Raw genomic sequence first — 13,847 nt, 5'->3', positions numbered from 1 at the left:
AACCTCTCTGGTTTCACCCTCTGTCTGTAGCTATATTCCTATTGTTATTCTCTTTTTCCTTTTCGCCAGCATCCAGGCCATCCAAGCGAACAGCAGCACGCAAAAGATGATCATCCCCCATTCGGTCAGGGTGGGAATTTCTCCGGAACAAGCCTCTATCGTGTTGTCTCGAATGCAGTCGTCGCCTTGCATGCAAAACGAGAAGCATTCCGGGGGTATTATGCCCCTTACCAATACACGATCTCCGAGATTGAAGCTGCCGAAATTCTGAACTTCATAAACCAGGCCGTTGTCGGCATCAAGCAGCCAACATTCGACACCTTGGATTATAGTACCGCAGACTGAGAACTGGATGCCGGGACAAGCTTCAATCGTGTTGTACTGAAAACAGCCGTCGCCCTGCTGGCAAAACGAAATGCATTGGGACATCAATCGTCCCTTCACCAGTACCCGATCGCCGACCGTGAAACCACCATAGTCGGCCAGTATGTAGACTCCGTAATTGTCAGAATCAAACAACTGGCATTCGACACCTTGGATTATGGTGCCGCAGTCTTCGATATACTCGCCCGGTATGGTGCCGTGAATGCGGAACACCAGGAACTCGTGATGATTCCCGGCCTGGAACGGGGTCGAAAACGTGCCGCTGGGAACGAGACCGCTCTCATACCAAATCCACTTCGCCTGCCTGGGTGAATAGGCCGCAACCCAGATATTCGGGAAACCGTAACCCCAGACATATGAGAAAGGTGCGGTGGGAGTAGTGGGATCAAGATCATAGCCGGGAACGCTCGTTGGAGCCACCCAAAGGTTGTTGGCCGTCGCGTAGGCGATGGCTGCATCGACCTGTGCTTGTGTCGGCTGAGTGCTGGCCGGCCAGGGATCAGGTATCCCCAGGGCACTTGCATATTTACCGGCGGGAAAGACCTCCCAGGCCGGTTCTCCGGTGAACCCCTCCAAATACCGCGTCATGTTGATGAACTTGCAGATAAATCCCTGAGCAATACTATGATCCGATGAAGCTGCCACATAAAGGTAGGCGTCAGACGGCTGCGTCGTCGTAAAATGATCTTCCACCGGCCATGAGTTGGATACGCCGATAGGCCCTCCGACAGTTTGTGTGTTGGTACCTGCGTAGACTGTCCCGAAGTTGTCTATCGTGAGGTAGATATCCCAGTCCTCAGGAGCGGCCTGCGCAAGGGACCAGCCGCATGAAAAGACCACGATAGCTACAAGTAGAATCCGGCCCAATTGTCGTACCGAGGCGGCTGTGCTCGCTGTCGGCGGCCACACATCGGCCTCCTTTGGAGTAATGCGTCTCATTGCGCTTCCACCTTTCGATGATGAGTTCCGTAGATCAATGCCATAATGGTTTCCGCCTTACAGTGGACTTATATCCACGTTTTCATGTTCTCACTCAGGCAGGCCAACGCCCACCCCAAACATCACACACTGAAACGCAGAGTGCGATGATGAATCACGATTAGTATGTCGAATGTTGTTTGAGACCGTCGGACGACAATCGAAAGATGCATTTACTCTTGGGCGGTCCCGCAAATGCTGTAAAGATCAGCCCGTGAAGGCTTGCGTTAACTTTTCTCTTGTGGAATTATTGCCTAACATCTCCTTTCTGATAACGTCCCTAAAACCTGAAGTCGTCAGCGAATTCCGCTGCGTAAGTTTGTACATGCTTATCTTACCTCGTGTGAGTGCAGTTGTCAAGCGATATATGACAAAAAGGCCTTATTTACTTTGTTTGTGTGGTGCGAAGCACTGCCGGTCAAACTGAGCCATACCGACCGTTCGGGCTTGTCGAAGAAGTCCGCATTCGAGTCATCGCGAGCGTATCCGCGCTTCGCGGCTGAGCGCGGCAATCTCACTCAGCGAGTCACTCAACGATTGAGATTGCAGGTGCTGTCTGGTGACTCGCCTGACCGGAAACCAGCTTGTAGGGCGGGGTCCGTCTTCGCCTGCGCGCCGAGGCGTGACCCCGCCTTCTTTGTACGTGTCATGCCGAGCGCGGTCGAGGTATGAAATCGACAGGGCCTATGGTCTGTCAAGTCGCGATCATTCTACACCAGGATCGAAATCTTCCACCAGCCAAATGTCGCTGCGATTAGTGCCCTCAATGTAGACGATTCTTTCCCCCGAAGGATCTATGGCAACTCCGGGCGGTTCGGGAAGATCGTATAGGAAGTAGTCCCAAGGTGTATCAAACGACAGTTCAAGTATTGTCTCAGGCTCCCGGGAGCCCAGGGCGAGTCGACAGATTGCACGATCGCGCTCGAACTTCCAGACGAACAGTACCTCTCCGTCGGTCGACCACATCAGGGGCCAGAAGTCACCCCGGATTGTGTAGTACCCTGCCGGGTCGGCCAATGGAATAATTCCCAGGTAGTCACCGTGCGTGTATACCGCCGCCATCCGACCATCTGGTGATACTATCGCCGCCGAGTGATGCTCGGGGAGGAGCATCAGTGTGTCCAGTGAATAAAACAGTCCGCTACTGTCGACATCAGGGTAGTAGCAACTGCGGTTCTTGTTCGTCTTGCCGAAGTAGCTGATGAATTCCATAGGCTGCCACGCGATCTGAGGTCCACAGCGCCTGGTAACTTCTGTTTCAAAAACCCTGTGCGGGCCACCGGCGGCTGGAACAGCGGTCAGGTAGGATTCTGAACAATAGTCACCCTCGCCGGTGGGTAAGGCAATGAACCGACCGTCCGGCGACCAGGCCGCCGATGGCGTGAAACTGGCTGTGGTCGTTACCGAGTCAGCTTCCCCGGAGGTCAGGTCAAACACATAGATATCGCTCGGTCCCCAGCCAGAATTAAACTCGCGCACGCAGAGCAGTTTCTCGCCGTCGCGCGAAATAGCCGGTGACCGCAGAGGTCTGTTGTCGCTGTGCAGTAGTTTCTTGACATAGCTGCCAGACGTTGTTCTTTCAAACAGCCACACATCAGACCCCATGACTTCCTCCTCGTAAAGCAGCCGTCGCCCATCGGCAGAGACGGTGAAGCTGCCATCCCCCTCTATCCCCTGCAGCAGAGTCGTCCCGTCGCCCTGAGGCGCTCCGGTTTCCGGATCGATTGGTATCCTGACCAACGACTTGTTCAACCGCGGACCGCATTGCAAAACATTAACGCCGTCACCATCCGGACACCATCGGCCTGAAAACACCGCCGTGTCAATCAGCATGGGCGCCGTGCTACCGTCGACAGCGACCGTCCACAGGGGGCAAGGTTTGTTCGATGACCGACCAATCGTGAAGAGAATATGCCTACCAGTGGGGCTCCAATCCATCCGTCTCGGCCCGACTGTCGAATCGGGCAGGCGCAGGATCGTTGAATCGGTGGTCGTCAGATCGAACAGAAGTATACCACCGCGCCTCGAAGTGGCTATGATGCGTCCATCAGGCGACCAGCAAGATTGGGTTGGGAGGAGGTCAAGCTGCCTGTTGGTTTCGCTATCCACATCGATTAGCATGATCTGGTGTTTTCCGTCCGCTTTGGCGCGGGCCAGGATCTGCTTTCCATCAGCCGACCAACTGACATAATCGATATCGGTGGCTGCCAGCACGCTCCGGAAGTCCGAGCTGCCTATCTCTGAGATCAACAACTCCACACGAGGTTCGAAATCCGACAGGTGCGGGTCATGATCGCAGTTGCGCCTGGTAACGGCCAAGCGGTCTCCGATTGGTGAAAGCCGGGCGTTGCTCAGGCAAAGGCCCGTCGCCACGCGGGTGGTTTTGGCTTCACCGGCCGCACCCGCCCAGGCTGTGCCGCCCACTACCAAGAGTCCGATCAGACCGGTTGTTATAACGCTGTATAGTTGATGCATCTGATCCTCCCACGAATATGCTTGTGCTTCACCTATAGACGATCTGAGCGGCTGTTCTGTCAAGTTTGTACTGTGCCCGACAACTCTGCCACCCCACGCAACGGGCTTGCTGACGAACCTACGGAACCGGCAATGCGAGGAATCCCGCGGCCAAAAGTGGCTCCTATTGGCGGGATGTCGTGGCAATCTCTCGGTTCGGTGGTGTTTCGTGCACGGCAGATGTCCACATCTGCCGCCAGGTGGTGTCGCGGCGACCCCGCCCGACACCTGCCGTCCCACCCAAAGGCCGTCAGGCGAGTCGCCTGACAGCACCTGAACGGACCAGTCCACAAGGTCCAGATCGCAGGTGGTGTTGGGCGACCCCGCCCGACACCTGCCGTCCCACCCACTGCGGTAGGTCGAAATCCCTGACCCGCAGGGTGAAAGTCACGGCTTGACCGTGTCGTCCTGAGCGCAGTCGAAGGGCGAGGTGTCGACAACCTCATGCTGAGCGGAGTCGAAGCATGAACCAGTCGAAGGGCAGGTTTCGACATCAGTATCTATCATGCCGATCTTGAACCGACATCCAGTTCTGCATTCGCTACTGCCCCCAACGGATGGGTCTGATCGTGTCTTCGCTCCACGCGACAACGAAAACACCAGCCTGGCCACCCAGCTTTCAATCGCGGGATATCTTTAGAATTTCGTAGCTGATCGTCCCGACCGGGACTTTGATGTCGACCTTGTCGCCGACTGCCTTGCCCAGCATGGCCGAGGCTACCGGCGATTTGACCGAGATGATATCGTTGTCGACATCCGCTTCTTCGGCCGGCACTATAGTGTATTCAATCTCTTCACCGTCACTGAGGTCTTTCACCAGCACCTTGGCGTACAAGTAAACTTTGTCCGATGGGATAGCATCGGTATCGATCAGTTCCACTCGCGACAGGCTGTATTCCAGGTCGGCCAGTTTGGCCTCAAGGTGTCGCTGGGTTTCTTTGGCGGCGTGATACTCGGCGTTCTCGGAGAGGTCGCCCAACTCCATGGTGCGCTTAATCTCGGCGACGATTTTCGGGCGCTCTTCGAACTTGAGACGTTTCAACTCCGCCTCGAGTTTGACCAGCGCGGCTCGTGACATTTTGATCGATTCGCTCATAACCAGATCAATATAATTAACTAACGGGATTCTGGCAAGTCAGGCTGCGGTGAACGACGCGAAAAAACGGCGAACAAAACCAATGACCAAAGCAAGCCGGGGAAGATAGGTTCGACCTGGCACCAGTAGCTGCCGTCGATGTTCATATACTTTGACAAGTACCACACCAGAGATAGCAATGAACTCGTGACTATCGAGACGAACGCGACTCGCGGCGGCAGACGACGATTGCCCACAAAGGCGGTGAACAGCGGCACCAGCAGGGCCGGAGTGCCGATCGAACCAAGGGCATGCCAGATATCCACCACCGACCGAAAGAAAAGGGCCAACACGACCGCCAGCCCACTGGACAAAAGCAGGCCGATCCGCGTCTGACGGACAATACCCTGGTCGTCCAGTTTTCTCAGGCGTGGAACGACATCGTGACCCCAGGTCGAGGCGGCCAGGAATGAGTAGGAATCCACGGTCGACATCACCGTGGCCAATAGCGCCAGCGCGAACAGACCCATCAAACCAACCGGCAGGACCGCCTGCGCCAAAGCCGGATAAGCTCCCACCGGGTCGGCCAGCTCCGGCAACAAGGCCCGGGCATACAGACCGCACGTGGTGGTCATGAAATCGAACAAGCACCAACAGCCTATTGAAATAAATATCCCCCGACGGGCTGTCCGGGGTGATCGGGCTGCGTAGCAGCGTTGGTAAAACGCAGGTTCGATCATCGTTGCAAGCGCGATCACATACCAAACGGCTATGTACCATCCGGAATTACCGCCATGCCAGGTGAGATGCGTTTGGGGAAGGCTGGCCACCAGAAAATCCAGCCCGCCATACTCTGCCAACAGCATCCCCAACAACCCGCCAAAGCCGACAAACATCAGCCCGAACTGGAGCACATCTGTGCGTACAATCGACTTGAAGCCGCCGGTGAAAACATAGACTATCGAGAATAAGGTCCCTCCCAGAATCCCAGCCCAGGCCGGCCACCCGAAAAGGAACTGACACAGCACGCCCAACATCAGGATGTAAGCCGACGGCACTGTCATGAAAAAGACAGTCACCGCCCCGGCCATGGCTGTCCGACTGTTGTACACCTGCCCCAGTCGCTGAGGGATAGTGAGCAGTTCTGTTTGGCGGGCTTTGCGCGCCAGGAATATCGCAAAAAGAGCAGCCGCGAGATAGTACGGCAACCCGAAAACCAACCAGTTGGACAGCCCGTAGTTGTAACTGTATTCGCCCACCCCTAAGATGCCACCATACCAGGTGGACACCAGCGAGGCCACAAAGGCCGGCAGCGTAAGCATCCGCCCGCCAACGATCATGTCACGCGCGCCACTGCCGCCCTCCACCCGATAGCGCAACCCCAGCCAAAGGAGTAAAGCGAGATAGGCAGCGATCAGACTGTAATCGATAACATGCATAAGTTCTTTACACTACTCGGAAGCAGCCCACAAGGAGCACCTCGCCATTTCCGAACCCGGCGAGCGAAGCGCGAGAAACAGGCTTGCCTGTCAGAACAAGTCGACCTTGACCTGCCCGTAGATCGAACGCTCCGGACCAACAAAGTACTCAGCCCAACCTGACGCAACCAAGTCGCCATTAGGTTCGACTCCGGTGACATAGCTGTCTCCGTATCCGGATGTTTCGTACTGTCTGTCGAACAAATTGTCGATCCTTGCCTGAACGGTTACGGTGCCGAGCCCGAGCAGATTCTTCGCCGTATAGGCCAGCGAAACCGAAGCCGTCCAGTACGGGTCTATGGCCAGGTCATCCAGATTGTTCAACTCCATAAACTGTTTGCCTACAAAGTGCGTCCGCATGGTTGCCCGAAAGGGGTCGGCGTTGTAATCAACTATGAAGTTGCCCAGATACTCCGGGAATCCGGGAATCGTCCGGCCGTTATGATTGAGCGTTACCCACCCAAGGTGTTCACGATGATTCCTGATCCGGTTGTAGTTGTACGAAAAGTTTCCGTCGAGCTTGAATTCTTCTCGCGGTTTCACCGCCGCAGTAAGTTCAACTCCGGCGTGTACCGAATGGTCGGCATTGACTGTGATCGGTAGCCCGGTGTTATCGTTAATACCGCCGTTGGGAATGATCTCGTCGTTGAATCTCATCCAGAATCCGTTGATGCCGAGAGCGTATCCGGGTTGTCGGTACTCTCCACCAAGCTCAAAATCGTACACTCGTTCATTGGCCGCGGTGGGATCGCCGAATTGAAAAACGCTGTCTCCCGAAGCGGTCAACGAAACCGATTCGATCTCCAGCGACGGCATAATTGACGGATCATTGGCGTCATAGATGGCGGCGTCGGTCGGTGTGCGCGATGAAATCGCAAAAGTGCTGAACATTGACCAGCCGTTTTCAAAGTCGTAGTTGAAGCCGATCCGGGGTGAGAAAAACAGCCAGTCAACCGTGTAGTCATAGCCTCTGAATGCCCCCATTATGGCCTGATCGAAGCTATACCGTTGATACCTGATTTGTGCCGTTGTCAACACCGAAAGTTGCTCTGTCAACTCGTAGTTTTCCTGGAGCCAAACCGAACCCACCACTTTCTTGCCGTTATACTGGTAATAGCGATGTTGAGGATCAAAAGAGCCGGTGATGTGTTGTGCCCAGACTACCTGTCCCCAATGGTCGGATTCGAAATAGTATAACGATCCTCCCATCGAGTGACGACCACGATCATGATCGATATCCAACCGTGGATTCCAGCCGTACTGGTTCTTCTCGACCCACTGCTGTCGTACCAGATCACCCTCCTGCTCACCGCCGGTCATGGACGCATCGAGGTTGTACTCGGGATACCAGCGATCCTGCTTGAACTGTTCGTAGAAACCCCGCCCGCGAATATAGTACAGAGTATTGGACAACGTAGCGCGGTCGCCCAATCGGTAGATATTATGCAGATGATAGTGCGGTTGATTGAAATTGTCGGTTTCGTTAGAGTATGTGTGATAGGGATTCGCTCGGCGATCGGCATCAAGCACCTCGCGCGACGCTCCGGAGTATGCAAGATGCATCTTCATCGGTCCGCCGTAGGCAAAAAGTTCGGTCCACGAATTCCGGTCGAGCCGGGCCACCGAAAAATAGTAGCTCCATCCGCGGTACCAACTATTGTACCGGTACCCGCCCGTTTTCTGTTTGGAAAAACGACCGGCAAAAGACCAGCGGCCGTCGATCAGCCCGGAAGAGTACTCAAGCGATTGTTTATAAATGTCACTGACCGATCCACCGTCGGAAGTGTATTCACCATAACCGAACGACAAAGTCGTTTTACGCTCCCGATTGAAACCGGAAGTAACGATGTTCACCGAACCGCCGAAACTAGCATCGCCGTAGAGCGAATTACCCACACCGCGCTGCACCTGGATGTCTGTGACGTTGGCCGCGAAGTCGGGCAGGTCGACAAAGTAGGTGGCTTGATCTTCCGGGTCGTTCAACGGCACGCCGTTGATGTAGGTCGAAATACGCTTGTCATCGAATCCGCGTATCTTCATATAACTATATCCGAGGGGCGTCCCGCCATCCGAAAAGGCGTGAAGATTGGGCGTCGAGGCCAGCAACAATGGAAACTCACCCACAGTGTAGTCGCGCTCGATATCTTCGGACGATAAGTTATCGAACGCAATCGGTGTCACTCCGACCTTGGCTCGGTCGGCCGTAACCTGGATATCCTCGCCGCGAATGTAGACAGGCTCAAGCTGTACTTTTTCAGGCAGGCTGCCCGGATGGAATTGTCGGGAGCGGTAGCCTACCGCGGAAAACGTTATCCTGGTCATGGATACGTCTTGTGGCAAAGTAAAGGCGCCTTGCTCATCAGTGGCGGTGCCGACTCCGGTGACATCGGTCACCACCGAGACACCGATAATCGGATCGCCATTGTCATCCACTACCTTTCCGCTCAGGTCGAAGGCCTGGCTCGGCAATGAGAATGACAGAGTGAAAATAAACAGTGCTGTGATACACTTCATGACAGTAACCTCGCATTGAACGTTTATAGTTGCTGCAAGATTCCGTCCTGAATCGATAGGGTGTCTCGCCAAGGGCGGGACGGGGGATGCTTCGCACATCTCCGTTTGCCTACGCCGGTATTACCCGGATCAGGTCGTGGGGGTATAATCTCAGGCGGTTTTTTACGCCACCCCCAACGGATCTTTCTTCCGAGGAATACTACGGCTCTCAGACACTATCCGCAACGTTTTTTTGGTGGGTGGCCCACCGGCTTGCTGTGGGATATCGTGTGGGTGGCACCCTTCGACTCCGCTCAGGGTGAGGTTAACGGTGCGCGAAGCGCAAGAAACCGATTCATCGGTGTCATTCCCGCGCCCCTCTGTCATTCCCGCGTAGGCGGGAATCCATCTTCGCTTGGGGCGGTGGGGAAACCCAAAAAACTCCGGTTCACGTCATTGTGAGGTCATTGCGAGGCACACTTTGCGGGCCGCGGCAATCTCATTCTTCGTAGGGCGGGTCCGTCTTCGAACCCGCCACCTCCGGTTTGTGCCCTTTGATCTTCGGAAGTAGGTCGAAACCCCTGGTCCGAAGGGCATAAATGCCATTTATGGCCGCCGGAGGCGGGTTTCGACATTCCTTACTCGATCAAAACTTCGCCCAGCGGGGGACACGGGGGAAAGGCTGCACGTCGCGGATGTTGGCCATGCCGGTGATGTACATAATAGCACGGTCAAAACCAAGCCCGAAACCGGAGTGCGGCACCGAACCATACTTGCGCAGGTCGAGATACCATTGGTAATCCTCGAAGTTTTCGATCCCGTGCTGCTTGATCTGATCTTGAAGTACGTCGTAACGCTCTTCACGCTGACTCCCGCCGATGATCTCACCCACCCTGGGCACCAGCACGTCCATACCACGGACCGTCTTGCCGTCGTCGTTGGCCCGCATGTAAAACGACTTGATCACGGCCGGATAATCGGTCACGATTACCGGACAACCAAACTTTTTCTCGGTCAAGTAGCGCTCATGCTCGGTCTGCATATCCTTGCCCCAACCAATCGGGAACTCGAACGACTCGCCGCTCTTGGCCAGAATGTCCTGGGCCTCGGTGTAGGTGATGCGCTCGAACTTCGAATTGACCACACCCTCCAGAGTCTGACGAGCTTCTTTGTCGATCCACTTGCCGAAGAAGTCCATTTCATCGGTGCACTTTTCGAGGGCATAAGCAAACAACCACTTGAGGAAGTCCTCGGCCAAATCCATGTTGTCTTCCAACTCCGCCCAGGCCATCTCCGGCTCGATCATCCAGAACTCAGAAGCATGACGGGCCGTGTTGGAGTTCTCGGCGCGAAAGGTAGGACCGAAATTGTAAACATCACCGAAGGCCAGCGCGGCCACTTCCGCTTCAAACTGCCCGGACACGGTCAGGAAGACCTGTTGGGCGAAAAAGTCCTCGTCCCAGTTGATCTTCCCGTCTTTCATCGGGAGCTTCTGCGGATCAAGAGTGGTAACGCTGAACAGATCACCGGCCCCTTCGCAATCGGAGGCTGAGATTATCGGCGTATGCACGTAGTAGAATCCGCGTTCCTGAAAGTAGGTATGGATGGCATACGATATCTTCGAACGAATCCGGTTGACCGCACCGAACGTGTTGGTGCGCCCTCGCAGGTGGGCGATCTCGCGCAGGAACTCCATTGAGTGCCGCTTTTTCTGAAGGGGATATGTAGAGTCGGCTTCACCGATCAGGTCGATGGAATCCACGGCCACTTCGTATTTCTGCCCTTTTCCCTGCGACACGACCAGCTTCCCCTTCATCCGAACCGAAGCGCCGGTGAGAATCTTCTCAAGTATAGGAAACTGCTCCGGATTGGCCACCACGCCCTGAAGATTACCCATGCAGGAGCCGTCGTTGACCTCGACAAAAGCGACCCCCTTACCGATCCGAGCCGTCCGCACGAAACCGAGTATTGTCACCTCGCTGTCGACCGGTAGTTTGTCGTCTACCAATATTCTGGCGATCTTGGTTCGAACTTTGTAATCCATTCTTTGTCTCCCGTCAAGGGCGTGGCCAATTTGTTCCTGACTAAGTCGGCAATAATACTCATAAATGCAGCCCTGCGCAAGCACCATAAAACCGGGGTCCGGTTGATCACAAACTGAGATTATCGGTTTTTGGAAACTTAAATGGAGTGTCCACGTATAATGAACTGAGAGACAAAAAAAGAGCGCAGCAGGCGCGTCGAAACTCTCTTGAATATAGATTTCCCAACCTATTCCTCCTATGAATCCGGCCCCCCCTCGGGGCCGGTTTTTTTGGCACCCATGAATGGGTCTTGCGCCCTTCGCGGTGATAAATCGCTTCTTTGTGCTTCGCGTCTTGTGACATGACTCAAACATTGCCAAAGGTTGCGCGCGCGTAGCGCGAGAAACACGATCTGGCGTGGCCGTCCCAAACCTTCAGGCTGTGTCGTAATAGGGTTTCGCAGGGTCCTGACCACGCCCCAGGCGTGGTTGTGACCCTGCGATTCTCGGCATCGTGTTGTGAGAGAGCAACCTCAAGAACCACCGGTTCACACGCTCGCCTTCGGCGAACGCAGGAACCGGTGGAACACACGATTGCGACACAGCCTCTTTGTTTGGAGCAGGTATCTGCACGATAGATTCACCCTTCGACTCCGCTCAGGGTGAGCATCCATCGGATTCACCGCGAACCTACAGTAACCTCATACTGAGCGGAGTCGAAGTATGAACTTCTTGCAGTTGTGAAGTTATAACGAAAACACCGCACAAAAAAGAGGCCGGAGATATCTCCGGCCTTGTACACGCAAAGTTGTATACTCGAGATGCTATTCCATATGTTTGGAGACCAGCTTGGTCATCTCAAACATATTAACCTTCTTCTTACCGCCGAAAACCTTCTTCAGTTTTTCGTCGGCATTGATCATGCGCCGGTTGACAGGATCCTGAAGGTCGTTCTTCTTGATGTACTGCCACAGTTTCTTGGTCACTTCGGTGCGCGGAATCGGCTTCTTGCCGATCACGGCGCCGAGAGCATCCGAGAGATTCATCGGCCGCATGAAAGCCGGGTTTGGTTTGCGTTTGGTTTTGGCCTTGGCTGGCGCCTTCTTCTTGGGGGCAGCTTTCTTGGTGGCGGCTGCCTTTTTGGCCGGAGCTCTTTTGGCGGCCGTTTTCCGTGTCGTGGCCTTGCGAGTAGTCTTACGCGCCGTAGTCTTCTTGGCGGTACTCTTTCTCGTCGTAGCCTTCTTCTTCACTGTCTTCTTGGCGGCGGCTTTTTTGGCCGGTGCCTTTTTCGCAGCTTTCTTCTTGGGCGCTGCCTTCTTGGCCGGCGTCCTCTTCTTGGTGGTTGCCTTCTTGGCAGTCTTCTTCACAACCTTTTTCTTTACTGCCATTGGTTGCTCCTTTAACGTTCAGGTTATGGTTACTCGACTCACTTTACATCCAAACAATCATGGACAAATCTAAACAAGATACCTTTGTGGTTCATCCATCCTTAGCTTCCAGCGTTAAAATTCGAGTTTTCAATGTTTTTTTGCAAGAAAAAAGATCACTGTCGGGCAAAAAAAAACAGGCCTCAGCGCGAGTCGTTTTCATAGGGGAAATTGGCGGTTGGATCAACTATTTCGATGAGAGTTCGATGACCGGCGCTTCAGCCGGGCAGCCCAGACGGAATGGGAACCAGTGGCCGACGCCGCTGGATGTGTACAAATGACTTTGCTCTTTTTGGTAGTGCCCCCACAGGTAGCTGTCGGGACTGACCACTTCAAACAGTGATCGTTGTAAGCCGCCGATCTGTCCACCGTGCGTGTGGCCGGCCAGGATCAAATCAAGATTGACTTCGGATGCATAATCCAGAGCCGATGGACGGTGGCTAAGAAGTATGGTGAAGTCGGCTGGGTCTGTATCTTCGAGCATACTGTCTATAGCGTTCTTGAAAAAAGCACGATCCCCGCCGCCCACGAAGCGGGGGTCCTCAATCCCGGCTACTCGCAACTTGGTACCGTTGACATCCAGCCGGACCGATTGATTGACCAGAAGAGGCACCGTCGTGCGTCCGAAAATCTGCTTTACCTTGTGCAGACCTCGGTAATATTCGTGATTGCCCAAACAGGCGTAAACACCAAGCGGGGCGCGCAGTTCGGTAATCATGTTCAGGGCGCCGCCTAACATAGAGAGATCGTCGGCAATGTCACCTGAAATAGCTACGAGGTCGGGGGCCAGGGACTCGGCTCGAGTTAGCACGTCTTCGATAGCATCCAAAGTTATATAGTGCGACAGATGACTGTCGCTGATGTGCAGGATGCGCAGTCCTTCTAGGGCGGGTGGCAGGGGATCGATTTTGATCGGTTTTAGATAAACTCTGATGTCGCTGAAGGCATGGGTGACGCCGGCCAGACCCATGCTGACGGCGGCCACCGGCAATCCGGCCGCGGCTACGCGCAACAATGCCCGACGATTGTTATCGACTCTTTTGGGGTCGTTCAGGCGGCGGCGACGAACCACTCGATCGACCACCCAATGAGCCAGATGGATGACTCCCGATACCGGCAGCGATAACATCAACGCAACTTCCAGTACAAAGGACAAAACGGCCAGAACGGCCGCGGGCGACCTCAGCCAGGTCACAGCGTAGTACTGACCGAGCCCCCAGACCAGAACCATCAGAATGCCGAACAATGGCAACCCCCACGAAACTCGTCGCACCCAGGGGCGACTCCACCAGGGTCGGTTGGCCAGCGCCAAAAGCAGAATCTCAATCAATCCGATCACACCGATGGCGATCAGCGAGAAAATCAGGGGAAAGAATTCACGCATCGGGTAAGGCTCTCATCATCTCGTTACGTCACCAAGTTGCATTGACAATTATACGCAAACACCGCCAAGTTGGTAATGAAAATGACGCTAT

Annotated in this window: 8 protein-coding genes and 1 riboswitch; all 8 genes read right to left on the bottom strand. The window is 54.7% G+C overall.

What is annotated here, in order from left to right:
• Positions 1-30 precede the first annotated feature (30 nt).
• The 8 genes from OEV49_01060 to OEV49_01025 all read right to left on the bottom strand — a co-directional run bounded on the left by OEV49_01060 (position 31) and on the right by OEV49_01025 (position 13,756).
• Positions 31-1,323 (bottom strand): hypothetical protein, encoded by a 1,293-nt coding sequence (locus OEV49_01060; protein MDH3889645.1) that lies wholly within the window; start codon positions 1,321-1,323, stop codon positions 31-33.
• Between the two features lie 744 nt (positions 1,324-2,067).
• Positions 2,068-3,837: a hypothetical protein gene (locus OEV49_01055; GenBank protein MDH3889644.1), complete on the bottom strand. Its 1,770-nt coding sequence runs from the start codon at positions 3,835-3,837 to the stop codon at positions 2,068-2,070.
• Positions 3,838-4,495: 658 nt separating this feature from the next.
• Positions 4,496-4,972, bottom strand: coding sequence for a transcription elongation factor GreA (gene greA / locus OEV49_01050; protein MDH3889643.1), 477 nt, complete (start codon positions 4,970-4,972; stop codon positions 4,496-4,498).
• Positions 4,973-4,992: 20 nt separating this feature from the next.
• Complete coding sequence (locus OEV49_01045) at positions 4,993-6,390, bottom strand: sodium:solute symporter family protein (protein MDH3889642.1); 1,398 nt, start codon at positions 6,388-6,390, stop codon at positions 4,993-4,995.
• 90 nt (positions 6,391-6,480) lie between these two features.
• On the bottom strand, positions 6,481-8,943 hold the full coding sequence (locus OEV49_01040) for a TonB-dependent receptor (protein ID MDH3889641.1): 2,463 nt from the start codon (positions 8,941-8,943) through the stop codon (positions 6,481-6,483).
• Between the two features lie 89 nt (positions 8,944-9,032).
• A riboswitch (TPP riboswitch) is annotated at positions 9,033-9,128 on the bottom strand.
• Positions 9,129-9,568: 440 nt separating this feature from the next.
• On the bottom strand, positions 9,569-10,966 hold the full coding sequence (asnS, locus tag OEV49_01035) for an asparagine--tRNA ligase (protein MDH3889640.1): 1,398 nt from the start codon (positions 10,964-10,966) through the stop codon (positions 9,569-9,571).
• Positions 10,967-11,769: 803 nt separating this feature from the next.
• A complete protein-coding gene (locus OEV49_01030; protein ID MDH3889639.1) occupies positions 11,770-12,333 on the bottom strand; it encodes an SWIB/MDM2 domain-containing protein in 564 nt (187 codons plus the stop codon).
• A 226-nt stretch (positions 12,334-12,559) separates the two neighbouring features.
• Positions 12,560-13,756: a metallophosphoesterase gene (locus tag OEV49_01025; GenBank protein ID MDH3889638.1), complete on the bottom strand. Its 1,197-nt coding sequence runs from the start codon at positions 13,754-13,756 to the stop codon at positions 12,560-12,562.
• Between the last annotated feature and the right edge of the window lie 91 nt (positions 13,757-13,847).

The sequence above is a fragment of the Candidatus Zixiibacteriota bacterium genome, assembly GCA_029860345.1.
Lineage (GTDB): Bacteria > Zixibacteria > MSB-5A5 > GN15 > FEB-12 > JAJRTA01.
The sequence above is the reverse complement of the archived record's forward strand: the minus strand, read 5'-3'. Positions and strand labels throughout refer to the sequence as shown.